Raw genomic sequence first — 24,880 nt, forward strand, 5'->3', positions numbered from 1 at the left:
CGTCCCTAGCAAGCGGTCGAAGGGGATGACGTAGCGGCTGTTTTTGTCTGTTTGTTGGCATGCCGCGGCGCCGGATGAGCCGGGGCCGCGGGAATTCTTGGATCAGGCCATGCCCAGGGCGGCGGCCACGCCGGCGCCATAGGCAGGATCGGCCTTGGTGCAGTTGTCGATATGCCGCTGCTTGATATGGGGCGCCGCATCGCCCATGGCCCGGGCGGTGTTGGCAAACAGCAATTGCTGCTGGACCGGCGTCATCAGCCGGAAGAGATTGCCGGGCTGCTCGTAGTGATCGTCATCGGCATAGTGATCGAAACGATCGGCCGGCCCCTCGATTGCCAGGGCGGGCTCGGCATATTCCGGCTGGTTGTCCCAGATCCCCTGACTGTTCGGCTGGTAGGTCGTGGTGGCGCCCAGATTGCCGTCCGTGCGCATGGCCCCGTCGCGGTGGAAGCTGCGATAGGGGCAGCGCGGGGCGTTGACCGGGATATGATTGAAGTTAACCCCCAGCCGGTAGCGCTGCGCGTCGCCATAGGAGAACAGCCGGCCCTGCAGCATCCGGTCGGGCGAAAAGCCGATCCCGGGCACAATATTGGCCGGCGAGAACGCCGCCTGCTCGACCTCGGCGAAATAATTGTCCGGATAGCGGTTGAGCTCCATGACGCCGACCTCGATCAGCGGATAGTCGCCCTTGGGCCAGACCTTGGTGAGGTCGAACGGGTTGTGCTTGTGGGTGCGGGCCTGCTCCTCGGTCATCACCTGGATGAACAGCGTCCAGCGCGGATAGTCGCCCCGATCGATGGCCTCGAGCAGGTCGCGGCCGCTGCTTTCGCGGTCATTGGCGACCACGGCGGCGGCTTCCTCGTCGGTGAAGTTCACGATGCCCTGCTGGGTGCGGAAATGGAACTTGACCCATACCCGTTCATTGGCCGCGTTGATCATCGCGAAGGTATGGCTACCGAAGCCGTGCATATGGCGGAAATTGCTGGGGATGCCCCGATCCGACATGACGATGGTCACCTGGTGCAGGGCCTCGGGCAGCAGCGACCAGAAATCCCAGTTGTTGTCGGCCGAGCGCAAGCCGGTGCGCGGATCGCGCTTGACCGCATGGTTGAGGTCGGGGAACCGCATCGGGTCGCGGAAGAAGAACACCGGGGTATTGTTGCCCACGATGTCCCAATTGCCTTCTTCGGTATAGAACTTGACCGCAAAGCCCCGGATGTCGCGCTCGGCATCGGCCGCTCCGCGCTCGCCGGCCACGGTCGAGAAGCGCATGAACAGGTCGGTCTTCTTGCCGATTTCCGAAAAGATATTGGCCTTGGTGTAGCGCGTGATGTCGTGGGTCACGGTGAAGGAGCCATAGGCACCCCAACCCTTGGCATGCATGCGCCGCTCCGGAATGACCTCCCGGTCGAAATGCGCAAGCTTCTCGATCAGCCAGATGTCCTGCAGCAGGGCGGGCCCACGCGGACCCGCCGTCATCGTGTTGGTGTTGTCGGCCACGGGCGCGCCCGTGGCGTTGGTGAATTTGGGGTCGGTCATGACCTGTCTGTGCTCCTACCTGTGAGGTTGCCGGATAAGGGCTCGGCTGGCGGCGAGATCGGCGCCCCCGCGCATGTCCGCCGGAAAGGTCTGCCCGGCGGAACGCTTTTTGTCCATAGGCCTCGGAGCACGGCCGGCGCGAACCGCCGCTTATTCCATGGTCGGCATCGAGAACTGGGCGCCTTCCTTGATGCCCGACGGCCAGCGGGCGGTCACGGTCTTGGTCCGCGTCCAGAACTTGATCGAATCCGTGCCGTGCTGGTTGAGATCGCCGAAGGCCGACGCCTTCCAGCCGCCGAAGGAATGATAGGCCAGCGGGGTCGGAATGGGCACGTTGATGCCGACCATGCCGATATTGATGCGCGCCGCGAAATCGCGCGCCGTATCGCCATCGCGGGTGAAGATCGCGACGCCATTGCCATAGGCGTGCTTGAGCGGCAGGGCGATGGCCTCCTCGTAGGAAGCGGTGCGCACCACCGAGAGCACCGGCCCGAAGATTTCCTCCCTGTAGATTTCCATGTCCGGCGTCACCCGGTCGAACAGCGTCCCACCGACGAAATAGCCGTTTTCATAGCCCTGGAGGGAGAAGCCGCGGCCGTCGACCACCACTTCGGCCCCTGCCGCGACGCCGCGCTCGACCAGCGTGTTGATGCGCTGCTTGGCGGCAAGGGTGATGACCGGGCCCATATCGGTGGCCGCATCGGTATAGGGGCCGACCTTGAGGCGCTCGACCTTGGGGGCGAGGGCCGCGACCAGGCGGTCGGCGGTCTCCTCGCCGACCGGAACGGCGACCGAGATGGCCATGCAGCGCTCGCCCGCCGAGCCATAGCCGGAGCCGATCAGCGCATCGGCGGCCTTTTCGATATCGGCGTCGGGCATGACGATCATATGGTTCTTGGCGCCGCCAAACGCCTGCACCCGCTTGCCATGGGCGGCAGCGGTCGCATAGACGTGCCGCGCGATCGGGGTCGAGCCGACAAAGCTCACCCCGCCGATCTCCTCATGGGCGAGGATGGCGTCGACCACCGCCTTGTCGCCATTGACCAGGTTGAGAATGCCGGCCGGCAGCCCGGCCTCCAGCATCAGTTCGGCCAGGCGCATGGGCACCGAGGGATCGCGCTCGGAGGGCTTGAGGATGAAGGCATTTCCCGCCGCGATGGCCGGGGCGAACATCCACAAGGGGATCATCGCCGGAAAATTGAACGGGGTGATGCCGGCGCCGATCCCCAGGGGCTGGCGCATGGAATACATGTCGATCCCCGGCCCGGCCCCTTCGGTGAATTCCCCCTTCTGCAGATGCGGGATGCCGCAGACGAATTCGGCGACCTCCAGGCCGCGGATGATGTCGCCCCTGGAATCCTCGACGGTCTTGCCGTGCTCGGACGAGAGCAGTTCGGCCAGTTCGTCCATATGCTGGTTGATGAGCGCCACGAAGCGGAAGAACACCCGAGCCCGGCGCTGGGGATTGGTCGCCGCCCAGCCCGGCTGCGCGGCAGCGGCTGCGGCGATGGCCGCGTCGAGATCGGCCGGGCCGGCCAGCGCCACATGCGCGCTCACCTCGCCGGTGGCGGGATTGAACACCTCCCCCGTGCGGCCCGACTGGCCCGGAACATGGGTTCCATTTATGAAATGTCCGATGGTTTTCATGCTGTGCTCCAATCCTGTCGGGGTCAGGATGAGCTTTCATTTCAGCACAAACAATGTCATAATATTCGCATCTATTGTGCGTAGATTATAGTTCAACCATGAATTGGGACGATATCCGCATATTCCTCGCCGTTGCCCGGACCGGACAGATGCTGGGCGCGGCGCGGCAATTGCGCCTCAATCACGCCACCGTGGCGCGGCGGGTCAGCGCGCTGGAAGCGGCGCTGGGGGCAACCCTGTTCACCCGCCGCACCAATGGCTGCGACCTCACCAGCGAAGGCGAAGCGCTGCTGACCCGGGCCGAACTGATGGAAACCGCGGCCCTGGGCGCCCGCGCCGATGTGGGCGAGAGCGACGCCGCGCTGTCGGGAACCGTCCGGATCGGCGCCCCCGACGGGTTCGGCGTCGCCTTCCTCGCCCCCAGGCTGGGAAAGCTGCGGCGGCTCTATCCCCAGCTCCGCATCCAGCTTGTGCCGGTGCCGCGCAGCTTTTCGCTCTCCAAGCGCGAGGCCGATATCGCCATCACCACCGCCCGCCCGACCGAGGGGCGACTGGTGGCGCGCAAGCTCGTCGACTACCGCCTCGGGCTCTATGCATCGACCCTCTATGTCAAACAACGCGGCCTTCCGCAAAGCGTGGCCGATCTCAGGCATCATAGCCTGGTAGGCTATGTCGAGGATTTGATCTTCACCCCTTCGCTCGATTTCGCGCGCGAAATCTGGAAGGACTGGCAGGCCGATGTGGAAGTCTCGAGCGCCATCGGCCAGAGCGCGGCCGTGAGGGGCGGGGCCGGCATCGGCATCCTGCACGATTTCCTGGCCCGCGACGTGCCCGAACTGGTGGCCGTCCTGCCCGACCTTTCCATCGCGCGCAGCTATTGGACCGTGGTGCACGAGGACATGCGCGCCATACGGCGCGTCGGCGCCGTCGCCGACTTCATCGCCCAGGAGGTCTCGGCAGCCCGACAGGCCTTCACCCCGCTCAGAGCGTGACCCAGCGCCCTTCGCGATGGCTGCGCGCCATGGCATGGACGGCGCGCTCGATGGCAAAGCCCTGCTCGAAATCGATCACATGCGCCGCTTGCCCGGCAATGGCGGCGATCAGCTCGCGCGCCTCGATCACCTTGAGATCGTTGAACCCCAGCCCATGCCCCGGCGCCGCGACGAAGCGGTCATAGGGCGGATGGGCCGGCGCGGCCAGGATGGTCCGGAACCCCTCCTCGCCCGGCCGCCCCTCGCGGGTGAACAGTGCGAGTTCGTTCATGCGCTCCTGATCGTAGACCAGCGAACCTCGCGATCCGAACACCTGCACCGCGATGCGGCCCTTGCGGCCCCAGGCGGACCGCGACAGCAGGATGGTGCCGCTGACGCCCTCCGGCAGGCGCAACAGGATATTGGCGATGTCCCAGGTTTCGACCTCGCGACGCCCGCCATCGGCGGTTTGGCGCGTGGCGAAGGGCTTGGCCAGATCGGCCATCACCGCCTCGGGCAGGCCGAACAGCATGGCAAGGAGGGAGAGCGGATGCACCCCGAAATCATCGAGGGCGCCGAACCCCGAGCCGGCCTCGCTCTTCCACGAGAACGGGGCCTCGGGATCGGCCATGAAATCCTCGTCCATCTCGATGCGCACCGAATGCACGGTGCCCAATACACCCTCGGCGAGCAGCTTGCCCATATGGCGGATCAGGGGATTTTGGATGTAATTATAACCCAGCACCGCGACCCGGCCCGAGGCGCGCGCCGCCGCCAGCATGCGCTCGGCATCGGCAAGGCTCGGGGCCATGGGCTTTTCGCACCACAGATGCTTGCCCGCCTCGAGAACCGCTATGGCCATGTCCGGGTGGAAACTGTTGGGCGTGGTGACCGAAACCACATCGACCTCCGGATCGGCGACCAGCGCGCGCCAATCCCCGGTGGCACGCGCGAAGCCCAGCGCGGCGGCCCGCTGCGCGGCCAGACCCGCATCGGCCTCCGCCAGATGGACCAGGCGCGGGCGGGCTACGTCACCGAACACCGAGGCCACCGCGTTCCAGGCCAGCGCGTGGCACTTGCCCATATACCCCGTTCCGATGAGTCCGACGCCAAGCGACGACATGGGTATGATCCTCTGTGCTCTGGGTTTCAAACGCTCAACAAGAGAGACGGCGCAGCAGCGTGCGCCGTCTCGGGGTCAAGCCTTGGAGGAGAAGGCTTACTGGTAGTCGGCCGCGTTGGACGCGTCGACGAGGACGGTGCCGGTATCGACCCAGTCCTCGAGGGTTTCGCCATTGCTGAGCGCGATCAGCGATTCGATGCCGAACCGGCCCATATTGTCCGGGGCCTGGGCGATCGACGCGGTCATCTCGCCGGCGAGGATCGAATTGGCCGCGTCGGGATTGGCGTCGAAGCCCACCACCATCACCTGATCGAGCAGGGCGGCCTGCTTGAGGGCCTCGACGGCGCCGAGCGCCATGTTGTCGTTGGAGGCGAAGATGCCGGCGATGCCGGGATTGCCGGCCAGGATGGTCTCGGCGACCGACAGGCCCATGGCCCGATCCCAGTTGGCCGGCTGCTCGGCCACGATGTTGAGGCCGCATTCGCTGAGCCCGTCATGGGCGCCCTGCGCGCGCTGCTGCCCGGTCGACTGGCTGATCAGGCCCTGGAGAATGGCCACATTGGCCCCCTCGGGCAGGTTCTCGCACATATATTCGGCCGCCAGCGCGGCGCCGACCTGGTTATTGGTGCCGATGAAGGAGACGCCCTCATTGGTGCCGCGCGTATCCACAAAGACCACCGGAATGCCCTGGGCGATGGCCGAATCCACCACCGGCGCCAGCGCATTGGGATCGGTGGGGGCGAGCGCGATGCCGTCGACGCCCTGCGCGATCAGGTCCTCGATCTGGTTGATCTGGGCCTGAACGTCCGATTCCTGGGGCGGGGCGACGACGATCACCTCGACGCCATGCTCCTCCCCGGCCGCGACGGCCCCTGCCTCCACGGCGGCCCAGAAGGGATTGCCGGCCCCCGGCCCCTTCATGCCCAGAACGAAGGTCTGGGCGCTGGCGCCGACCGTCATTGCCCCCAAGGCGATACCAGCCAATAGCAGTGTTCTCATTTCATGGTCCTCCCTTTTCGACCAGTCTCCACTTGCGTGCGGCCGTCCCGGCTGGAGATCACCGGGACGGCCGTAAACCGCTATGTGCGAACCGCCGCCCGGCGCCGGATCACGTCGATCCACACCGCAAAGATGATCACGACGCCGATCAGCACCATCTGCCAGAACGAGCTCACATTGTTGATGTTGAGCCCGTTCCGCAGCAGCCCCATGATGAGCACCCCGGCCAGCACGCCGACCACCGTGCCCCGTCCGCCGAAGAAGGACGCGCCGCCGATGATCACCGCCGCGATGGCGTCGAGCTCCAGCATCAGCCCGGCATTGGGAAAGCCCGAATCGGTGCGGCCGGCCAGCAGCAGCCCGCCCAGCCCGGCCATGAAGCCGGAAATGACATAGACGAGGATCAGCACCCCGTTGACGTTGACGCCCGACACCCGCGCCGCCTGCGGATTGCCGCCAATGGCGTAGATATGGCGCCCGGTGCTGGTCTTTTCGAGGAAGAACCACAGCCCGATGGCGCAGACCGCGACCACGATCAGGCTGGCCGGAATGCCGGCCGGCGGGGCGAATATCCCCAGATCGTAATAGGCCTGCCCCAGATAGCGCACCTCGGGCTGCAGCCCGGAGATCGGGGCGCCCTCGGTGACCAGATAGGCGATGCCGCGCACCGCGTTGAGCGTGCCGAGCGTCATGATGAAGGGGTGGGGCAGTTTCAGCCAGGTGAGCCCGATGCCGTTGACCAGCCCCACGGCGATGCCCACCAGCGGCCCGATCAGCAGCACCACCGGCCAGGGCAGGCCCATGCGGCTGGCCAGCGCCAGCGTCACCATGGACAGCGCCAGCGTCGAGCCCACCGACAGATCGATGCCGGCGGTGACGATCACCACGAACATGCCCAGCGCCACCAGCGCCAGGGTGGCGTTCTGCTTCAAAATATTGGTGAGGTTCTGCGGCGTGAGGAACACGTCCGGCCGCGACAGGGCGATCACCACCATCATCACGATGACGACGAGGACGATGCCGTAGGATTCGAGGAATTTGGACAGTTTGGGATTATACAGCATGCGGCCAGCGCCCCCTCGTCATTGCAGCCGGTCATGGGCCAGGGATTCGGTGTGCCCCTTGGTGCCCATGATCCAGCCGATCACCTCGTTGCGGCTGGTCGCAGCCAGCGGGCTCTCGGCGAAATTGGTGCCCTGATAGAGGGCGATCACCCGGTCGCAGCAGTAGAAGATGTCGTCCATGCGGTGCGAGATGATGATCACCGCCACCCCATGATCCTTGAGCCGCCGGATGAGGTCGAGCACCTTGCCGACCTCCTTGATGGCCAGCGCCGCGGTGGGCTCGTCCATGATGACGAGCTGGGCGTGGAACGCCGTGGCGCGGGCGATGGCCACCGCCTGACGCTGCCCGCCCGACAGATCCTCGGTGTTCTGGTCGACCGACTTGACGTTGATGTGCAGGTTGTCGAGATGGCTGCGGGCCATCTCCCGGGCCTTCTTGTGGTCGATGATGGTCAGCGGCCCCAGCTTTATGCCGGGCTCGCGGCCCATATAGATGTTCTCGTAGATGGGCATGTTCCCGGCCAGGGCGAAGTCCTGATAGACCATCTCGATGCCGGCCCGCCGCGCCTCTTTCGGGCTGGCGAAGCGCACCGGGCGCCCGTCGAGCACCAGCTCGCCCTCGGAGGGCTGGTAGAGGCCGGACAGGATCTTCATCAGGGTGGACTTGCCGGCGCCATTGTCGCCCACCACCCCCAGAACCTCGCCGCGGCCCACGTGGAAATTGACGTCGTGCAGGGCGGTGATCGCCCCGAAATACTTGGCGATTCCCCGCGCTTCCAGCAGCGGCGGTGCCGTCCCGTTCATGCCGATCCTCCCCGTCCAGTCGCTCAATATGGAATGAATTGTGCGTGATCGGATTTTTATGGAATAAATATTCCACTTATGCAACCATGCGTCAAGCTGAAAACGCGCCCGTGATCGGGGAGGCGGGGCGGAGGGGGGAAATCGCCCCCGATTATGGGGAAAGTCGGCCCGAGCATAGGACAGACGGGCGGCGGGGGGATAAACGGGATGCACCACAATTGCCACGCGGGAAAGCGATGACCAAGGACGATCGAGAGCTGGCGCCGCCGCGCGACTATGCCGCCCTGCGCGAGATGGTGATCGCCCGCTGGGAGGACCTGCCGCGCCGGCTGACCCAGGTGGCCGAATACGCGCTGGGCAATCCCGACGACATCGCTTTCGGCACCGCCGCCTCCATCGCCGCCAAGGCGCAGGTGCAGCCCTCGACCCTGGTGCGCTTCTCCCAGGCGCTGGGCTATCAGGGCTTTTCCGACCTCCAGGACGTGTTCCGCTCCCGCCTGCGCGACCAGGTGCTGGGCTATGACGAGCGCATGGCCAAACTCGGCGCCCATGGCCAGGCGGTTTCGCGCGCCTCGATGATCCTCGCCGGCTTCGCCGACGCCTCGATGCGCTCGCTCTCCGCCCTGCGCAACCGCCCTGACGAGGATGCCATGGACCGGGCCCTCGACCTGCTCGAGGGGGCCGAGACCATCTATCTCATCGGCCTGCGGCGCTCGTTTCCCGTCACGTCCTACATGGCCTATGCGCTCGCCAAGCTGGGGATCAGGACGCTGCTCATCGACGCGGTGGCCGGGCTCGCCTCCGAGCAGGCGGGCTTCGTCACCGCCAGGGACGCGGCCATCACCATCTCGTTCACCCCCTATGCCAGCGAAACCGTCGCCCTCACGCAGCAGGTACGCGACAAGGGGGCGAAAGTGGTGGCCATCACCGATTCGGTGTTCTCGCCGCTGGCCGGGCTGTCGGATAGCTGGTTCGAGGTGGCCGAAGCCGATTTCGAGGGTTTCCGCACCCTCAACGCCACCATGACCCTCGCCATGGCGCTGACCGTGGCTCTGGCCGACCGGCGCAAGGCGGGGTAAGGGGCGAGGCCTCCCCATACTTTCCCAAGAGCTCGCTAGCGCTCGCACCCCCACCCCTAACCCCTCCCCGCAAGGGGGAGGGTGACAGGCTGGTGGATGGAGCGAGGGTGGGGTGGGGTGGGGCCAGGGGAAAGGAGCCCTGCTGGTCGCCCCCTAAATCCGTACGGCCTCGCCGGTGGTGAGGCTGGTGCTGGCGGCTTCGGCGAGTTTCTGGGCCATGAGGCCGTCATGGCCGGAGGCGCGGGGGGCCTCGCCCTTCTCGAGGAAATCGAGGAATTTGTGGATCTCGGCGGTATAGGCCGCCTGATAGCGCTCGACAAAGGAGAAGGGGATCATGTCCCCCGTCCAGCCCCGCTCATTGGCCAGTTCGACCGTGGTGTTGTGGATATTGGCGGCGCGCAGCAGGCCGCGCGATCCGTGCACCTCGATGCGCTGGTCGTGGCCATAGGTGGCGCGGCGCGAATTGGTGATCACCACGATCTTGCCCGAGGCGGTCTGCATGTGCACCGCGGCGGTGTCGATATCGCCGGCCCGGCCGATCTCGGGATCGGTCATCACCCCGCCAAGCGCGTGGACAACGGCGATCTCCTCGCCGCCGAGCAGGAAGCGCGCCATGTCGAAATCATGGATCATCATGTCGCGGTAGAGCCCGCCCGAGCGCGCGATATAGGAAACCGGCGGCGCCGAGGGGTCGCGGCAAGTGATGGTGATGATCTCCGGATCGCCGATCTCGCCGGCCCGCAGGCGGCTTTCCAGCGCCGCGAAATGGGGATCGTAGCGCCGGTGAAAGCCGATCATCAGCGGAACGCCAGATTTTTCAACCACATCGAGACAGGCCTCGATGCGCGGCACCGAGAGCGAAACCGGCTTTTCGCACAGGATGGCCTTGCCGGCCCGCGCCGCCTCCTCGATGAGATCGGCATGGGTGTCGGTGGGGGTGGCGATGAGGATGGCATCGACATCGGAGGCGGCGATCACATCGGCCACCGACGCGGTCCGCGCGCCCACCACGCCGGCCAGGCTGGCGGCGGCCTCGGGCACGGCATCGGCGATATAGCCGACGCTGGCCCGCCCCGAGGCGGCGATGGCCCGGGCGTGGACATTGCCGATCCGCCCGGCCCCCAAAATTCCGAAACGCAGCATGAAATGCTCCCTAAACCCTCGTTATGCGCGGCAATATGGCATGTAATTAGCAATTGTACGCGCGCTGGTTGAGGATATGTGCGCGAGCGGCAAAATGCAACAGAATGGAACATACATTCTGAATTGACACAATTTCGGAATTGTTGTTTCACTGACATGTCGGATGCGGCCCCTGCGCGGGGCCGGATGGAGGAGGTGAGCCGAACCATGAGCGAGAGCGGGAACCAGCTCGACGTGATCACGATCGGGCGCGCGTCTGTCGACCTTTACGGGCAGCAGATCGGCAGCCGGCTCGAGGACGTGGCGAGCTTTGCCAAATCGGTGGGCGGGTGCCCGGCCAATATCGCCATCGGCACGGCGCGGCTGGGGCTGCGATCGGCCTGGCTGGGCCGGGTGGGCGCCGAGCAGTTCGGGCGCTTCATCATCGAGCAGATGACCCGCGAGGGCGCCTCGACCGAAGGGATCGTCACCGACCCCGAGCGCCTGACGGCGCTGGCCATCCTCGCGGTGGAGGACGACAGGAAGTTCCCGCTGATCTTCTATCGCGAGAACTGCGCCGACATGGCGCTCGAGGAAGCCGATGTCGACGAAGCGCTGATCGCACGCAGCCGCTCGGTGCTGGTCACCGGCACGCATTTTTCCCGCCCCAACACCGCCGCCGCCCAGCGCAAGGCCATGCGCATCGCCCGCGACAAGGGGCTCAAGGTGATCTTCGACATCGATTACCGCCCCAATCTGTGGGGGCTGGCCGGCCATGCGGCGGGCGAGGAGCGCTATATCGCCTCCGATGCGGTGTCCGAAACGCTGAAAGCGGTCCTCCCCCATTGCGACCTGATCGTGGGCACCGAGGAGGAGGTGCTGATCGGCGCGGGCGAGAGCGAGTTGCACGCCGCGCTCCGGGCCATCCGCGCGCAATCCTCCGCCGTGATCGTCCTCAAGCGCGGGCCCATGGGCTGCATCGTCTATGACGGGCCGATCCCCGACGACCTCGAGGACGGCATTGTCGGTGAGGGCTTTCCCATCGAGGTCTACAACACGCTGGGGGCCGGGGACGCCTTCATGAGCGGGTTTCTGCGCGGCTGGCTGCGCGGCGAGCCGATCACGACCTGCGCCACCTGGGCCAATGCCTGCGGCGCCTTCGCGGTGTCGCGGCTGCTGTGCTCGCCGGAAATCCCCAGCTTTGCCGAATTGCAGGCCTTCCTTAAAACCGGCAGCCCGCACAAGGCGCTGCGCAAGGACGCGGCGCTCAACCATATCCACTGGGCGACCACCGGGCGGCGGCGCGACTATCCCGCGCTCAAGGCGCTGGCCATCGACCACCGCTCGCAGCTCGAGGAGGTGGCCGACCGGCTGGGGGTGCCACATGAACGCATCGGCGCCTTCAAGTGCCTCGCCGTCGAGGCGGCGGCGCGGGTGGCCGGGGACCGCGACGGCTTCGGCATGCTGATCGACGACAAGCACGGGCGCGCGGCACTGTTCGCCGCCGCGAAACACGACCGGTTCTGGATCGGCAAGCCGGTGGAGCGGCCGGGCTCGCGCCCGCTGCGCTTCGAATTCTCCCAGGATATCGGCTCGCAACTGGTCGACTGGCCGGTGGACCACTGCATCAAATGCCTGGCCTTCTACCACCCCGACGACCCCGAAGCCCTGCGCGCCGAGCAGACCGAAACCCTCCGCGCCCTCTATGATGCGGCGCGCAAGGTGGGACGGGAAGTGCTGGTCGAGATCATCGCCGGCAAGAACGGACCGATGGACGACGAGACGATTCCCCGCGCCCTTGCGGAACTGTATGCGGCGGGGATCAAGCCCGATTGGTGGAAGCTCGAACCGCAGGCGACGCCGAGCGCCTGGGCGCGGATCGACGCCACCATCGCCGCCCACGACCCCTATTGCCGCGGCGTGGTGCTGCTGGGGCTGGAGGCGCCGCGCGAGGAGCTGGAAGCCGCCTTCGCCGCGACGGCGGGGTCGGTTATGGTCAAGGGTTTTGCCGTGGGCCGCACCATCTTTGCCAGCGCCGCCGAAAAGTGGTTGGGTGGCACGATGGGCGACGAGGAGGCCATCGCCGACATGGCCGCGCGTTTTGGCGCGCTGGTTGGGGCATGGGAGGCGCGGGGGGATGGGTAGGCTGAGCGATCAAGCTGGCTCAGCAGCCCCCTCATCCGTCTCGGACCGCGAGGTCCGAGACGGATGAGGGGGCTGCTGAGGTGGCGGGACACCCATGAGCGGAGATGAGCGATGACCGAGACGATCCGACTGACCATGGCGCAGGCGGTGGCGCGGTTCCTGGCGGCGCAGAGGACCGAGATCGACGGCGAGACCGTGCCGCTGTTCGCCGGCGTATGGGCGATTTTCGGGCATGGCAATGTGGCGGGCATGGGCGAGGCGCTCCATGGGGTGCGCGACCGCCTGCCCACCTATCGCGCCCATAACGAGCAGGGCATGGCCCATGCGGCCATCGCCTTTGCCAAGGCCAGCTTCCGCCGCCGCATGATGGCCTGCACCACATCGATCGGGCCGGGGGCGACCAATATGGTCACCGCCGCCGCGCTGGCCCATGTCAACCGCCTGCCCGTGCTGCTGCTGCCCGGCGACGTATTCGCCAATCGCCGCCCCGATCCGGTGTTGCAGCAGGTCGAGGATTTTTCCGACGGCACGGTGTCGGCCAATGACGTCTTCCGCCCCGTGTCGCGCTATTTCGACCGCATCACCCGGCCCGAGCAGATCATCGCTGCCCTGCGCCGCGCCATGCAGGTGCTGACCGACCCGGCCGAATGCGGGCCGGTGACCCTCGCTTTGTGCCAGGACACCCAGGCCGAGGCCTATGACTATCCGGCCGCGTTCTTCGCCGAAACCGTGTGGACGCAGCGGCGCATCCGCCCCGACGAGGCCGAGCTGGCCCGCGCCGCCGCGGCGCTGCGCGGCGCGAAAAAGCCGGTGCTGATCGCCGGCGGCGGCGTGCTCTATTCCAGGGCCAGCGCGGCGCTCGCCCGCTTTGCCCAAGACCATGGCGTGCCGGTGCTGGAAACCCAGGCCGGAAAGTCCGCCCTGCCCCACGCCCATCCCCTCAATATGGGCGCGGTGGGGGTGACCGGCACCAGCGCCTCCAATCGCCTCGCCGAGGAGGCCGATCTGGTGCTGGCGGTGGGGACGCGGCTGCAGGATTTCACCACCGGCTCGTGGGCCTTGTTCAAGAACCCGAAGACCCGGTTCGTGGCGCTCAACGTCGCCGCCGCCGACGCCGCCAAGCACAGGGCCATGCCGCTGCTGGCCGATGCGCGGGTGGGGCTCGACGCGCTGGGCGCGGCGCTCAAGGGCTGGAGCGCCCCCGAGGAATGGCAGGGCAAGGCGCATGAGGGCAAGGCCCTCTGGCGCGCGGATGCGGACACGGCCATGGCGGCGACCAATGTCGAACGCCCCTCGGACGCCCAGGTGATCGGGGCGGTGCAGCGCCGTCTCGAGGACGCCGTCGTCGTCTGCGCGGCGGGGGGCCTGCCCGGGGAATTGCACAAGCTGTGGCGCGCCGAACGGGCTGGCGACTACCACCTCGAATACGGCTTTTCCTGCATGGGCTACGAGATCGCCGGCGGGCTGGGGGTCAAGCTGGCCCGGCCCGATGACGAGGTGGTGGTGATGGTCGGGGACGGCAGCTATATGATGCTCAATTCCGAGCTCTCCACCGCCGTGATGATGGGGCAAAAGCTCACCCTGGTCGTCCTCGACAACCGGGGGTTCGGCTGCATAAACCGCTTGCAGATGGGCACCGGGGGGGCCAATTTCAACAATCTCCTCGCCGACTCCCACCACGAGGTGATGCCCGAGATCGACTTCGTGCTGCATGCCCGTTCCATGGGCGCGCACGCGGAAAAAGTGGCGGGGATCGCCGAGCTGGAAACCGCGCTGGCCGGCGCACGCGAGCGCAAGGCGACCAGCGTCATCGTCATCGACACCGACGCGCTGGCGACCACCGAGGCGGGCGGGCACTGGTGGGACGTGGCGGTGCCCGAGGTCTCGGACCGCGCCGAGGTGCGGGCCAAACGGGCCGAATATGAAACCATGATCAAGCAACAGCGGATCGTCTGATCCGCGCAGCCAGGAACGAAGGCAATAATGATCCGGATCGGAGCGAACCCCATCGGGTGGTCCAATGACGACATGATCGAGATCGGCGGGGAGACGCCGCTCGAAGTGTGCCTCGCCGAGGCAAGGGAGGCCGGCTTCACCGGCATGGAACTCGGCAACAAGTTTCCGCGCCGGGCCGAGACGCTGCGGCCCATATTGGAGGCGCATGGCCACAGCCTCGTCTCGGGCTGGTATTCCACCGAACTGCTGCTGCGCGACGAAAACGCCGAGTTCGAGGCCGTCGCCGCGCATGCGGAACTGCTGGCTGCCATGGGCTGCGGGGTGCTGATCGCCTGCGAGACCTCCAACGCCATCCACGGGCAGATGGAGACCCCGCTCTCGGCCCGGCCCGTGCTGCCCCATGACGTCTGGGGCCGCTTCGGCATGCGGCTCACCGCCTTCGCCCAGAAGCTCAAGCAGCATTACGGGCTGACGCTGGTCTATCACCACCATATGGGCACTATCGTGCAGACCGAGGCCGAGATCGACCGGCTGATGGCCACCACCGGCGATGCGGTGCATCTGCTGCTCGATACCGGCCACGTCACCTGGGGCGGCGGCGATCCGGCCCGCGTGGCCCGCAACCACAAGGCCCGCATCGCCCATGTGCACGCCAAGGACGTGCGGGCCGCTATGATGCTCAAATCCAATGCCGAGGACTGGAGCTTCCTCCGCTCGGTGCTGGCCGGCGTCTATACCGTGCCCGGCGACGGGCTGGTGGATTTCCCCGCCGTGTTCGCCGAACTGGGCGGCTATGCGGGCTGGGTGGTGGTCGAGGCGGAACAGGACCCGGAAAAGGCCCATCCGCTCACCTATGCCAAAATGGGCTATGACTATCTGCGCCAGGCGCTCGGCGGCGCCGGGTTCACCATCGCCGATTAGGAGGAGAAGCATGCCGCAACTGCTCGTCAAACCATCCGCAAGCAGCGGCAAGGTGCTCGACGTGACGCCGCACAGCGCCGGCTGGACCTATGTGGGCTTCGCGCTCCACAGGCTGAAGGCCGGCGAAAGCGTCGGTGCGGCGACGGGGGAGCGCGAGGTGTGCCTGGTGCTGGTCTCGGGAACCGCCGAGATCACCGCCGGGGCTAAGGATTTCGGCGCGGTGGGCGAACGCAAGAGCCCCTTCGCGGGCAAGCCGGCGGCGGTCTATGTGCCGGGACAGGCGGAGTGGGAAGCCAGAGCGGTCACCGATGTGGAACTAGCCGTCTGCTCGGCCCCGGCCCTGACGCAGAAGGCGGCGCGGCTGATCGCCCCCGATACGATGAGCCAGGAGACGCGGGGGCAAGGCACCAATACCCGCCACGTCACCAATATCCTCCCCGAGACCGACCCGACCGCCGACAGCCTCCTGGTGGTCGAGGTGATCACCCCGGGCGGACACACCTCGTCCTATCCGCCGCACAAGCACGACCGGGACGACCTGCCGCGCGAATCCTATCTCGAGGAAACCTATTACCACCGCCTCGACCCGCCCCAGGGTTTTGGCTTCCAGCGGGTCTATACCGACGACCGCGCGCTCGACGAAACCATGCTGATCGAGGACGGGGTGGTGACGCTGGTCCCCAAAGGCTACCACCCCTGCGCGGCCATCCATGGCTATGACCTCTATTATCTCAACGTCATGGCCGGGCCGAAGCGGACGTGGAAATTCCACAACCAGAAAGAGCATGAATGGCTGTTAGGCCGCTAGGGACGTACCGCCCGGCGACGCGGCGGCCATGTGGCAGTCCAGCGCCGCGCGCGCCGCGTCCATGAGGGCGGCGCGCTCGCTGCCGACGAGGGCGGCGATGCTCATGGCATCGAGGATCGCAAGGATGTGCGCGGCGCGCGGCCCGGCCCGGTCCAGCCGCGCGCAGGCGGCGGCGATCGCCTCGGCAAGGGCGGCGCGATAGCGGTGCCAGCAGCGCGCCGGCCCGTCCAATCGCTGCGCGCCGGAGAGGACGAACAGGCAGCCCGGGGCCATGCCGGGGCGGCAGAGATCGTCGGCGGTGGCTTCGAGCAGCCGGTCGAGGGCCCGCTGCGCATCGGGATGGGCGAGCGCGGCCTGGGCCACCGCCAGCCGGGTCCGGGCGTGGCGGGCGAGGACCTGCTCATAGAGGGCCGTCTTGGAGTCGAAGGCGGCGTAAAAGCTGCCGGCGCCGATGCCCATGGCCGCCATCAGGTCGCTGATGCCGGCCGCGGCGAAGCCCCGGGCGCGAAACACCGCCTCGGCGCGGTCGAGGGCGGTCTCGAGATCGAAGCGGCGCGCCCGGCCCCGGCTCATTCCGCCGCCTCCCGATCCTGGCGCGCATCGTCGAGATAGCGCGCCATCATGGCGAGGAAGCGCTGCACCCGCGCTTGCAGGCATAAGGGGTCGGGCCAGGAGCGGCCGGCATAGGCGGCGATCAGCCGCTGGTAGAGCGCCATGCGGGAGGCGGGCACGAAACGGGTCACCAGCACGCTCGCCTTGCGCGCCGCATACCAGTCGGTGACCAGATCGACGCCGCTGGGACCCTCCCCCTCCCCGGCCGGGGCATAGGCGGCCGGCGCGATGGGATCGGGGCGCTCGGCGAGGGCGAGGAGATCGGCCACCGAGAGCCGTTGCAGCGCCGCCGCGAAATCCTGCGGCCATTCGCGCTTCAGGTAGCGATGCACCACCAGTTCGCGCACATGGCCGTAAAGGAATTCCCCATAGGAGCGGGCACCCGTCCAGGCGTCATCGCCATAGAGGGGGAAGAAGGCATCGAAATCGGGGAAATCGAGCAGGATATGGTCGACCTCCATCTCCCGGCCATTGGCCGCGACCACGGCGAAGGCGGGCGGGAAGGCCACCGGCGAGGGAATGGCGATATTGGTGAGCGCCGCCCCGCCATCCGCGACGCTGTTGCTGTCGCTGATATGAAGATGGCCGGAAAAATGCGTGCCGATGCCGGTGCGCGCCACGGCGCGCGCGGTCTCCGGGCTCGGGGTGCGGCGCACCGCCTGGGTGGCGCCGAACAGCGCCGTCTCGTCGGCGGCGGTGTCGTCATAGGGATCGAGCACCGGATAATGCGAGAAGCACACCAGCGTCTTGTCCAGTGCCCGGGCGCGCTTTGAGACATCGGCCAGCCAGTCGAGGATGAAGGGTTTTAGGCGCACCAGGGCGTTCCAGCCCGCATCGGTGCTGTCGTCAAAGGCGTCCGGGCGCCTGTTGTCGGGGCGGCCATTGCGCGGCGCGAACACATTGGCGTCGACCGAAACGACCCAGAGGCCGGGCTCGGGCTCGACGAGATAGCTCAGGTCGAGCTGGCGATGGGTGACCGAACCGTCCGGCGAAGCCATCTCGAACATGCGGGCCGAAAACGCGTCCTCGGTGCCGAACGGGCATTCCCAGTAAAAATCCTCGGGGCGACGCTGGATGCCATAGGGCGCCCAGAGCGGGGCCAGCGCGTCATAGGAGCGGCAGAACATGGCCGGATCGACCACGCTGCGGCCGGGGCCGGGCACGGCATCGGGGTCGCTGGTGACCCAGGTGGCGCCGCCCGCGGCGTCATAAAAGGCCTTGGCGTGGTCCCGCCCGCTCATGCCGTAGACGTCGTGATTGCCCGGGGTGAGGAAAAAGCGCAAGCCGTGCTCGGCCTCGTAACGGGCCAGCAGGGCCAGCGCCGGACCCATCGAGGCGATCTGGCCGTCATCGGTCAGGTCCCCGGCGATGAGGACGGTGCGGACGCCCTCGGCGACGCAGGCCTCGAGCGCGGCCCGGAAGGCCAGCCAGCTTTCGTTGAAGATGCGGGTCGAGGCGGCGCTGTCGTCGCGGGTGCGGATGGCGGCGCCCTGCCGCCCCCGGAAGGGCACGCCCTCGAAGCGGTAGCCGGGGAAGATCTCGTGGTAATGCGGGTCGGCGATGACGGCGAATCTGTGCATGGGATCAGGTCTTGGAGGACGGGCGCAGGCGCGTGTCGCGCAGGGCGCCCATATCGTCGAGGATGGGATAGGCCACCGAAATCAGATGCGCGTTGACCCGCTTGAGGTCGCGCAGGATGTCCAGATGCAGGCCCGAGGTCTCCAGCGTTTCGGTGCGCCGGGCCCGCAGGCGCTCGAGATGGCGCTCGGCGGATTCGGTCTCCAGCCGGCGCACCTCGGACTTGCAGGCGGCGAGCTGGCGCGCCAGGTCGGCATCGCGCGAGAGGAACACCGACTGGGCGATGTCGAGGATTTCCAGCGTACGGTCGTAAAAGCGCACGATCTCGGCCAGGCCCTCGGCCGAAAAGGCCAGCCGGCGCTTGGCCTTCTTGGCGGCGAGCTCGGAGAGGCCACTGTCGATGATGTCGCCGATATGCTCGAGATTGACCGCATAGGACATGATCTCGGTGGCGCGGCGCGAATCCTCCTCGTCGAGCTCCTCGCGGGCGAGGCGGGAGAGATAGATCTTGATCTCCCCATGCACCCTGTCGATGTCGTTCTCGATCTCGGCCAATTGCTCCCTCACCGCCGGATCGGAGGATTTGAGCGCGATCATGCTCGCTTCGAGCATTTCGCGCACCATGTCGCCCAGCCGCAGGGTTTCGCGGGCCGCCGCCGACAGCGCCAGGGCCGGGGTGGCCAGCGCGCTCTCGTCGAGATAGCGCGGCGCGGCCTTGCCCTCGGGCGCGTCGGGAATAAGCTTTTCGGCCAGCCGGGCCAGGGGACCGAGCACGGGCAGGAACACGACCAGCAGCACGGTGGAAAAGCCGATATGGGCGGAGAGGGCCAGAACCCCCGTATCGGGCCATATGCGATGCAGCACGGGGCCCAGCACCCCGGCCAGTCCGGTAAGGGCAAAAGCGCCGAAGGCGCGAATGGCCAGATTGGTGGCGGCGAGCCGGCGCGCCTCCACCCCTTCCCCATAGACGGCGAGATAGGGCGGCACGGCGCCGCCCAGATTGGCCCCGGCCACCAGCACCAGCGCCAGTTCGGGCGAGACGATGCCGGCCTGGCCCAGCAGCACGACGAACAGCACCACCGCAAGGCTGGAGGAGGCGAGGAAGGCGAGCCCGGCGGCGAACAGCAGGGCAAAGACCGGCGCGCCGCCCAGATGGGCGAGGATGTAGATGACGATGTCGGAGGTGCGGACCGGCTCGGTCGCCTGCCCCATCAGCGCCAGGGCGAGCAGCATCAGCCCCAGCCCCAGAATGGCCCGCCCCACCCCCTTGCCGGCCGCGTAGCGGCTGCGGTTGAAGGTGACGACGCCAACAAGGATCAGCACCGGCGACAGCCAGTGCAGGTCGAGCGAGAGGATGACCGCGGCGAGGCTGGTGCCGATATTGGCCCCCAGCATGATGGCCTGGGCCATGAGGCCCGAGACCAGATCGCGCGCGGCGAACGAGGCGGTGATCACCGCTGTGGCGGTGGAGGATTGCACGGCCAGGGTGGCGAGGATGCCCACCACCACCGCCGAGACCCGGTTTCTGGTGCTTTTCCCGATCCAGTAGCGCAGCGAGGTGCCGAAGGCGCGCAGCATGCCCGTCTTGATGAGGCGCAGCCCCCAGAGCAGCAGCGCACCGGCGCCGAGCAGATCGATGAGAACCAGGGTCGAGCTAATTTCCACCCCCCTCCAGAAGATCGATGGCCTCGGAGGCCTTTTTGGCCGCCGCGACCAGCATGGGCTTGGGCGTTTCGAACCATTCGTCGCGGCGCAATTCCCGCCGCTCGCGCACATGGGCGAGGGCATCCTCGAAGGTGGGGAACAGATGGGGCTGGTTACGGGCCAGATAGAGCGACACCAGCGCCACCGAGCGGCTGCGGCCGCCACGGCAATGCACCAGCACATTGCCGCGCTCGCGCAGCGGATAGCTGGGGCGCTCGGGAAGCTGCTGCTTGAGGGCGCCGTCGAGGATGTAATAGCCGGCCAGGATCATGCGCGAGGGATTGCCGTCGCCGTCGATCAGCCCGATCTTGTAGGTGCGGACGGCCCCGTGCCCGGCCGCGACCTTGCCCGGCCCGGCCGGATGGTCGGGATCGAGCACATAGTTGAAATCGAGATTGACCGCACAGTTGATCACCGTCGAGATGCCGTTCTCGCGCAGGAGGTCGAGATCGCGCGCACCCTCGGTCCCCCCGATGAACAGCGACACCTTGTCGGCGCCCACATCGGTGGCGACAAGGCTGATATTGGGGCGATCGTAACGGGGGGCAATCTGTGCCATCAGGGAGTGTCCTTGCTGCCGGGGAAAGGGAAGATGCGGGGGTGCCGCGACGGCGCGGCCGCGCGCGCCGGTGCGTCCTCCACAGCACCGGACGCCAATTTTGCACACCTGTGCAATTCCGTCAACCGAGCCGCCCTTTCGCCGGCCTCGGACGCGATTGCCCTGCAACCGGGCTCCCCTTATAAGGGGAACGGCACGGAACATCCGGCGTTGCAGTCTTCGCACAGCTGTGCAATTGCGCTGCGAGAGCATCGCCATCCCATGGGGCCCGCATGAAACAAGCCAGACCGGACCGGACGCAAGGGAAGTCCTTTGTGAGCGCGCAGCAGGTGGCCGACCGGGCGGGCGTCTCCCGCTCGGCGGTGTCGCGCACTTTCACCGACGGCGCCAGCGTCTCGCCCACCACGCGCAAAAGGGTGCTCGAAGCCGCCGAGGAACTGGGCTATCACGTCAACCACCTGGCGCGCGGCCTGATCCGCGACCGCTCCAACATCGTCTCGCTGGTGGTGACCGACATCAACACCCCCTATCAGGCGGCGATGATCGAGGCGCTGACCCGCCGCCTGCAAGCGGCCGACAAGGTGGCCATGGTGATCAACTCCTCGGGCCAGAACGCCTCGGTGGAATCGGCGCTGCGCCAGACGCTGCACTACCGCGCCGACGCGACCATCGTCTTGTCCGGCCAGCCCGCCGCCTCGCTCATCGAGACCTGCCTCAACAATGGCCAGCACGTCATCCTCGTCAACCGCGACGATCCGGTGCCGGGTCCCGAAACCATCATGGTGACCAACCGCACGGCGGCGCGGCAGGCCTTCGACATGCTCGACCGGGCCGGCTGCAAGCGGCTGGCGGTGATCGCCTCGGCGGTGGGCTCGGCCTCGCTGTCGGCGCGCAAGAAGGCCTTCGTCGCGGCGGCGGAGGCGGCGGGGGTCCCGGTGAGCGTCACCGAACTGGGCCCGACCGCCTATCAATCGGGGGTCGAGGCGGCGCGGCTGGTGCTGAGCCGGGCCGACCGGCCCGACGGGGTGTTCTGCGTCACCGATCTCCTCGCCTGCGGCTTTCTCGACGCGGCGCGCAACGAATTCGGGCTCACCGTGCCCGACGAATTGTGCGTGGTGGGGTTCGACGATATCGAGCAGGCCGGCTGGTCGTCCTATGAGCTGACCACCTTCCGCCAGCCCATCGACCAGATCGCCGACCACGTGGTCAACCTCATCGACCACCACACCCAGATCCGCCAGGTGCAGGAGCCGATGCGCTTCCAGACCCAGACCGTATGGCGCAAATCGGTGCGGCCGCGCTAGAGATTTAACGCAATTCCCGTGGCCTCGGCCATCAGCCCGGCAACGCCCGGCGCCGCGGCCAGCACCCCGCCCCCCGAGCGCAGCCCGTCCGCGGCGAGGAAATCGCATACCAATCCTCCCGCCTCGCGCACCAGCAGCAGCCCGGCCAGGCAATCCCAGGGATGCATGTGCAGTTCCGCATAGGCGTCCGAACGCCCATCGGCCACATAGGCGAGGCCGAGCGCGCCGGTGGCGGCGCGGCGGATATTGGTGCCCGCATCGAGCATCTTGCCCAGCACGTCGAGATAGGTGGCGTTGGGGACGCGCACCGACCAGCCCAGCTCGACGCAGGCCGATTGCGGATCGGTGACCCCCGACACGGCGATCGGCGCCCCGTTGCGGGTCGCGCCACGCCCCTTGCGGGCGAAATAAAGCTCGTCATGCACCGGATCGTAGATCGCCCCGAGCAGGATTTCCTGCGGCGCGGCGAGGGCGATGGAGATGCAGTAATGGGGAATGCGGCGGGCGAAATTGGCCGTGCCGTCGATGGGATCGACCACCCAGACGATGGCGCCGGGGGCCGAGCCCGATTCCTCGCCCACGAACCCGTCCTCGGGAAACAGCTGGTCGAGGCGTTCGCGCACCAGCTTTTCCACCGCCGCATCGGTGACGGTGAGGAAATCCTGCGGCCCCTTCATCTCGAACCCTCCGGCATCGGCGGCGAACGCCGCCTGGGCCAGGGCCCCGGCCTCGCGGATGAGGCGCAACAGCGCCGCTTCGCGCCGGTCGAGGCCCTCCGGGCTGGTGGCCGGAATGGGGTGTGCGTGCTGGGAGACTGCTGACATGGTCGACTACTCTGAATTCAATGGGAGGGTGAGGGGACGAGGGTTTCCCGGTGCGCCGAGATGGCCGCGGCGATGGCGTCCGGCGTCGGATAGTCGCCGCCCTCCCCGACGGCCACATAACCCGGGCACAGGAAGTCCGCCGCGCCGGGCGGCACCTTGCCGAGCCGGTAGGGCGTATAGCGGCCGCCGGCCCGGCGCAGGATGAGGATGGAAGCGGTGACGTCCCAGGCATTGACCCCGAACCCCATGGCCGCATCGGCCCAGCCCGCCGCCACATGGCACAGGCTGAGGGCGGCGCTGCCGGGGCGCCGGACGGCGGAGAAGCGCTCGGCGAGGGTGGCGAAGCGATCGAGGGCCACGGCGCGCCCGTCGAGGCGGAAATCGCGGGCCACCGGATAGCCGGTGATCAGCACCGCCTCGTCCTCGCTGGGCCGAGCCCGCGAGACCAGCGCCCTGTCATTGAGCCACGCCCCGCCGCCATCGGCGCTGAACATGTTGCCGCTGACCGGATCGAACACCACCCCGGCCACGATCTCGCCCTCGACAACCGCCCCGATCGAGACGCACCAGAAGGCGAGGCCGGAGACGAAATTGGCGGTGCCGTCGATGGGATCGATATACCAGGCGATGCGCCCTTCCCCCTCGGTGCCGCCCTCCTCGCCGACAAAGCGCGAATCGGGCACCGCGCGGGCGATGAAGCGCTTCAGCCGCGCCTCGGTCTCTTTGTCGTGGATGGTGACGATATCGTGGAAATCGACCTTGGTCTCCGCCGCCATGGGGCTGCGGAAGGCGGCCAGCAGATCGTCGCGCACCGAGAGGGCGGCGCTGACGGCGACCGCGCGCAGATGGGCGGCAAGGGCGGGATCGAAGGAGGAGCGGGAGGCGGGAGCTGAAACGGACACGGCGATATTCCTCATAAATTGGGGCGGCGAAGGGAGCCGCCGCCCCGCTGGATGGTTGGGGGGCTAACGCTTGAGGTGGACCATCCAGAGATCCTGCCAGTCCTGACGGGCGTCCCAGTCCTCGAGCGCGGTGGCCGAATCATAGCCGAACACCAGGTCGTGGACGGCCATGAGGCCGGAGGGTTCGTCGTCGGGCATGGCGATGTCGGTATTGGTGGGGATCTTGCCATCCACCATCTGGGGCATGATGCCGTCCTCGGTGAGCACGTAATGGATGAACAGCCGCGCCGCATTGGGGCTGTCGGTGCCCGAGGCGATCAGCCCCAGCTTGGTATAGCTCCACCCCACCCAGGGGCGCAGATCGGTGCACAGCCCCAGCACATAGCCCGAATCGGCATTGTCGCGGAACTTGGCGGAGCTGAGCAGGCCCACAAAGGGATCGGCCTGGCCGGGCACGCCCACTGCCTCGGCGATGGCATCGTCGCCATCGGTGACCAGCGGGCCGCTTTCGGCCAGTGCCACCACCCACGCGGCGGTGGCACTGGGCTGGTCGGTGACCAGGGGCGTGCCGTAATAATCCTCATAGGCCTGGGCCACCTGATCGTCGGCATAGGTCTGCATCTGGTTGAACCAGTCCGGATAGGTGCCCTTGGTGAGCGGATCGACCATGGCGAAGCGCCCCTCCCATTCGGGATCGGTCAATTGCCACATATTGGTCACCTGGCAACTCTCATGCACTTCGGTGTTATAGGCGAAGACGTTGGCATTGGTGGTGATGGCCAGCGGGCTTTGGAACTGAGCGGGAATCGTGTCCGCCATGTCCGGCGGCAGCCAGCTCTCCACATAGCCCTGCGGGAGCAGTTGGGCCACGGCGGCCGGGGTGTCGGTGATCAGCGCCACGTCGCCCTGCACATTGCCGGCCTGCGCCTCGCGGGTCACCTGCTCGAACTGGGCGGTGGCCGAGACCTTCACCCCGGTCGCCTGCACCCCATAGGTGCTGGAAAAGGCTTCCGCCATGTCGACGATCTTGCCGGTGCTGTCATAGATGGTGATGGGGGGTTCGGCGCGCGCCGCCGCGATCAGCGCGTCGAGGTCGAATTCCTCCTGGGCCACGGCCAGCGGGGATGTCCCGGCCAGCATCAGGGCCGCGATGGCGGCGGCGAAGCACCGCCCGGTGCGGTTCGGTTTCATGTCTCGTTTCTCCTCCAAAAAAGGCAGC

General features: G+C 67.3%; 21 protein-coding genes. 7 read left to right on the forward strand and 14 right to left on the reverse strand.

The window, feature by feature from the left end:
* Positions 1 to 102 precede the first annotated feature (102 nt).
* Together DVH29_RS11995 and DVH29_RS12000 are read right to left on the reverse strand one after the other, a co-directional pair.
* The gene (locus DVH29_RS11995; RefSeq protein ID WP_114646420.1) at positions 103 to 1,539 is read right to left on the reverse strand and encodes a catalase; all 1,437 of its coding nucleotides are present in this window, start codon (positions 1,537 to 1,539) and stop codon (positions 103 to 105) included.
* Positions 1,540 to 1,689: 150 nt separating this feature from the next.
* A complete protein-coding gene (locus DVH29_RS12000; RefSeq protein ID WP_114646421.1) occupies positions 1,690 to 3,186 on the reverse strand; it encodes a CoA-acylating methylmalonate-semialdehyde dehydrogenase in 1,497 nt (498 codons plus the stop codon).
* 98 nt (positions 3,187 to 3,284) lie between these two features.
* Here DVH29_RS12000 and DVH29_RS12005 point away from each other — a divergent pair, with 98 nt between their 5' ends.
* Positions 3,285 to 4,178 carry a LysR family transcriptional regulator gene (locus DVH29_RS12005; RefSeq protein ID WP_114646422.1) on the forward strand — a complete coding sequence of 298 codons (894 nt, stop codon included), beginning with the start codon at positions 3,285 to 3,287 and terminating at the stop codon, positions 4,176 to 4,178.
* On the opposite strand, the gene DVH29_RS12010 is transcribed toward DVH29_RS12005, so the two are convergent.
* From DVH29_RS12010 to DVH29_RS12025, 4 genes are all read right to left on the reverse strand, one after another.
* Positions 4,168 to 5,280, reverse strand: a complete 1,113-nt coding sequence (locus DVH29_RS12010; RefSeq protein ID WP_114646423.1) for a Gfo/Idh/MocA family protein — start codon at positions 5,278 to 5,280, stop codon at positions 4,168 to 4,170. The genes DVH29_RS12005 and DVH29_RS12010 overlap by 11 nt on opposite strands.
* 96 nt (positions 5,281 to 5,376) lie before the next feature.
* Positions 5,377 to 6,279: a sugar ABC transporter substrate-binding protein gene (locus tag DVH29_RS12015; protein WP_114646424.1), complete on the reverse strand. Its 903-nt coding sequence runs from the start codon at positions 6,277 to 6,279 to the stop codon at positions 5,377 to 5,379.
* A gap of 80 nt (positions 6,280 to 6,359) precedes the next feature.
* Entirely contained in the window at positions 6,360 to 7,343 is a 984-nt protein-coding gene (locus DVH29_RS12020; RefSeq protein WP_114646425.1) for an ABC transporter permease, read from the reverse strand.
* Between the two features lie 18 nt (positions 7,344 to 7,361).
* The gene (locus DVH29_RS12025) at positions 7,362 to 8,147 is read right to left on the reverse strand and encodes an ATP-binding cassette domain-containing protein (RefSeq protein WP_114646426.1); all 786 of its coding nucleotides are present in this window, start codon (positions 8,145 to 8,147) and stop codon (positions 7,362 to 7,364) included.
* Positions 8,148 to 8,383: 236 nt separating this feature from the next.
* Here DVH29_RS12025 and DVH29_RS12030 point away from each other — a divergent pair, with 236 nt between their 5' ends.
* The gene (locus tag DVH29_RS12030; protein ID WP_114646427.1) at positions 8,384 to 9,226 is read left to right on the forward strand and encodes a MurR/RpiR family transcriptional regulator; all 843 of its coding nucleotides are present in this window, start codon (positions 8,384 to 8,386) and stop codon (positions 9,224 to 9,226) included.
* Positions 9,227 to 9,379: 153 nt separating this feature from the next.
* Here the strand turns inward: DVH29_RS12030 and iolG are convergent, their stop codons facing one another.
* Entirely contained in the window at positions 9,380 to 10,369 is a 990-nt protein-coding gene (gene iolG, locus DVH29_RS12035; RefSeq protein ID WP_114646428.1) for an inositol 2-dehydrogenase, read from the reverse strand.
* A gap of 207 nt (positions 10,370 to 10,576) precedes the next feature.
* On the opposite strand from iolG, the gene DVH29_RS12040 reads away from it, so the two are divergent.
* The 4 genes from DVH29_RS12040 to iolB all read left to right on the forward strand — a co-directional run bounded on the left by DVH29_RS12040 (position 10,577) and on the right by iolB (position 16,178).
* Positions 10,577 to 12,493, forward strand: coding sequence for a bifunctional 5-dehydro-2-deoxygluconokinase/5-dehydro-2-deoxyphosphogluconate aldolase (locus tag DVH29_RS12040; protein ID WP_114646455.1), 1,917 nt, complete (start codon positions 10,577 to 10,579; stop codon positions 12,491 to 12,493).
* 111 nt (positions 12,494 to 12,604) lie between these two features.
* Positions 12,605 to 14,449 (forward strand): 3D-(3,5/4)-trihydroxycyclohexane-1,2-dione acylhydrolase (decyclizing), encoded by a 1,845-nt coding sequence (gene iolD / locus DVH29_RS12045; RefSeq protein ID WP_114646429.1) that lies wholly within the window; start codon positions 12,605 to 12,607, stop codon positions 14,447 to 14,449.
* A 27-nt stretch (positions 14,450 to 14,476) separates the two neighbouring features.
* Positions 14,477 to 15,370, forward strand: coding sequence for a myo-inosose-2 dehydratase (iolE, locus tag DVH29_RS12050; RefSeq protein ID WP_199562582.1), 894 nt, complete (start codon positions 14,477 to 14,479; stop codon positions 15,368 to 15,370).
* Positions 15,371 to 15,380: 10 nt separating this feature from the next.
* Positions 15,381 to 16,178: a 5-deoxy-glucuronate isomerase gene (gene iolB / locus DVH29_RS12055; protein ID WP_114646431.1), complete on the forward strand. Its 798-nt coding sequence runs from the start codon at positions 15,381 to 15,383 to the stop codon at positions 16,176 to 16,178.
* Here the strand turns inward: iolB and DVH29_RS16430 are convergent.
* From DVH29_RS16430 to DVH29_RS12075, 4 genes are read right to left on the reverse strand one after another with little or no spacing between them, the layout of a single operon-like run.
* Positions 16,167 to 16,751 carry a TetR/AcrR family transcriptional regulator gene (locus tag DVH29_RS16430; RefSeq protein ID WP_158541659.1) on the reverse strand — a complete coding sequence of 195 codons (585 nt, stop codon included), beginning with the start codon at positions 16,749 to 16,751 and terminating at the stop codon, positions 16,167 to 16,169. The genes iolB and DVH29_RS16430 overlap by 12 nt on opposite strands.
* Complete coding sequence (locus tag DVH29_RS12065) at positions 16,748 to 18,370, reverse strand: metallophosphoesterase (RefSeq protein WP_114646433.1); 1,623 nt, start codon at positions 18,368 to 18,370, stop codon at positions 16,748 to 16,750. Before DVH29_RS12065 ends, DVH29_RS16430 begins: the two co-directional genes overlap by 4 nt.
* Positions 18,371 to 18,374: 4 nt before the next feature.
* A complete protein-coding gene (locus DVH29_RS12070; RefSeq protein ID WP_245944967.1) occupies positions 18,375 to 20,033 on the reverse strand; it encodes a Na/Pi cotransporter family protein in 1,659 nt (552 codons plus the stop codon).
* Positions 20,023 to 20,631 (reverse strand): dual specificity protein phosphatase family protein, encoded by a 609-nt coding sequence (locus tag DVH29_RS12075; protein ID WP_114646434.1) that lies wholly within the window; start codon positions 20,629 to 20,631, stop codon positions 20,023 to 20,025. Before DVH29_RS12075 ends, DVH29_RS12070 begins: the two co-directional genes overlap by 11 nt.
* A 272-nt stretch (positions 20,632 to 20,903) precedes the next feature.
* Here DVH29_RS12075 and DVH29_RS12080 point away from each other — a divergent pair, with 272 nt between their 5' ends.
* Positions 20,904 to 21,935 carry a LacI family DNA-binding transcriptional regulator gene (locus DVH29_RS12080; RefSeq protein ID WP_114646435.1) on the forward strand — a complete coding sequence of 344 codons (1,032 nt, stop codon included), beginning with the start codon at positions 20,904 to 20,906 and terminating at the stop codon, positions 21,933 to 21,935.
* On the opposite strand, the gene DVH29_RS12085 is transcribed toward DVH29_RS12080, so the two are convergent.
* The 3 genes from DVH29_RS12085 to DVH29_RS12095 all read right to left on the reverse strand — a co-directional run bounded on the left by DVH29_RS12085 (position 21,932) and on the right by DVH29_RS12095 (position 24,852).
* Complete coding sequence (locus DVH29_RS12085) at positions 21,932 to 22,759, reverse strand: inositol monophosphatase family protein (RefSeq protein ID WP_114646436.1); 828 nt, start codon at positions 22,757 to 22,759, stop codon at positions 21,932 to 21,934. The genes DVH29_RS12080 and DVH29_RS12085 overlap by 4 nt on opposite strands.
* Before the next feature lie 17 nt (positions 22,760 to 22,776).
* Entirely contained in the window at positions 22,777 to 23,661 is an 885-nt protein-coding gene (locus DVH29_RS12090) for an inositol monophosphatase family protein (RefSeq protein WP_245944968.1), read from the reverse strand.
* Between the two features lie 63 nt (positions 23,662 to 23,724).
* Positions 23,725 to 24,852 (reverse strand): ABC transporter substrate-binding protein, encoded by a 1,128-nt coding sequence (locus tag DVH29_RS12095; protein ID WP_114646438.1) that lies wholly within the window; start codon positions 24,850 to 24,852, stop codon positions 23,725 to 23,727.
* Positions 24,853 to 24,880: the final 28 nt, after the last annotated feature.

The sequence above is a fragment of the Pelagibacterium lacus genome (assembly GCF_003345525.1).
Classification (GTDB): Bacteria; Pseudomonadota; Alphaproteobacteria; order Rhizobiales; family Devosiaceae; genus Pelagibacterium; species Pelagibacterium lacus.

Excerpts from the sequence above, each read along its gene's own strand:
- DVH29_RS12010 (WP_114646423.1), bottom strand. The coding sequence starts at position 5,280 with ATGTCGTCGCTTGGCGTCGGACTCATCGGAACGGGGTATATGGGCAAG.
- DVH29_RS12025 (WP_114646426.1), bottom strand. The coding sequence starts at position 8,147 with ATGAACGGGACGGCACCGCCGCTGCTGGAAGCGCGGGGAATCGCCAAG.
- DVH29_RS11995 (WP_114646420.1), bottom strand. The coding sequence starts at position 1,539 with ATGACCGACCCCAAATTCACCAACGCCACGGGCGCGCCCGTGGCCGAC.
- DVH29_RS12085 (WP_114646436.1), bottom strand. The coding sequence starts at position 22,759 with ATGTCAGCAGTCTCCCAGCACGCACACCCCATTCCGGCCACCAGCCCG.
- DVH29_RS12075 (WP_114646434.1), bottom strand. The coding sequence starts at position 20,631 with ATGGCACAGATTGCCCCCCGTTACGATCGCCCCAATATCAGCCTTGTC.
- DVH29_RS12015 (WP_114646424.1), bottom strand. The coding sequence starts at position 6,279 with ATGAGAACACTGCTATTGGCTGGTATCGCCTTGGGGGCAATGACGGTC.
- DVH29_RS12020 (WP_114646425.1), bottom strand. The coding sequence starts at position 7,343 with ATGCTGTATAATCCCAAACTGTCCAAATTCCTCGAATCCTACGGCATC.
- DVH29_RS12065 (WP_114646433.1), bottom strand. The coding sequence starts at position 18,370 with ATGCACAGATTCGCCGTCATCGCCGACCCGCATTACCACGAGATCTTC.
- DVH29_RS12095 (WP_114646438.1), bottom strand. The coding sequence starts at position 24,852 with ATGAAACCGAACCGCACCGGGCGGTGCTTCGCCGCCGCCATCGCGGCC.
- iolD (WP_114646429.1), top strand. The coding sequence starts at position 12,605 with ATGACCGAGACGATCCGACTGACCATGGCGCAGGCGGTGGCGCGGTTC.
- DVH29_RS16430 (WP_158541659.1), bottom strand. The coding sequence starts at position 16,751 with ATGAGCCGGGGCCGGGCGCGCCGCTTCGATCTCGAGACCGCCCTCGAC.
- iolB (WP_114646431.1), top strand. The coding sequence starts at position 15,381 with ATGCCGCAACTGCTCGTCAAACCATCCGCAAGCAGCGGCAAGGTGCTC.
- DVH29_RS12040 (WP_114646455.1), top strand. The coding sequence starts at position 10,577 with ATGAGCGAGAGCGGGAACCAGCTCGACGTGATCACGATCGGGCGCGCG.
- DVH29_RS12005 (WP_114646422.1), top strand. The coding sequence starts at position 3,285 with ATGAATTGGGACGATATCCGCATATTCCTCGCCGTTGCCCGGACCGGA.
- iolG (WP_114646428.1), bottom strand. The coding sequence starts at position 10,369 with ATGCTGCGTTTCGGAATTTTGGGGGCCGGGCGGATCGGCAATGTCCAC.
- iolE (WP_199562582.1), top strand. The coding sequence starts at position 14,477 with ATGATCCGGATCGGAGCGAACCCCATCGGGTGGTCCAATGACGACATG.
- DVH29_RS12080 (WP_114646435.1), top strand. The coding sequence starts at position 20,904 with ATGAAACAAGCCAGACCGGACCGGACGCAAGGGAAGTCCTTTGTGAGC.
- DVH29_RS12000 (WP_114646421.1), bottom strand. The coding sequence starts at position 3,186 with ATGAAAACCATCGGACATTTCATAAATGGAACCCATGTTCCGGGCCAG.
- DVH29_RS12030 (WP_114646427.1), top strand. The coding sequence starts at position 8,384 with ATGACCAAGGACGATCGAGAGCTGGCGCCGCCGCGCGACTATGCCGCC.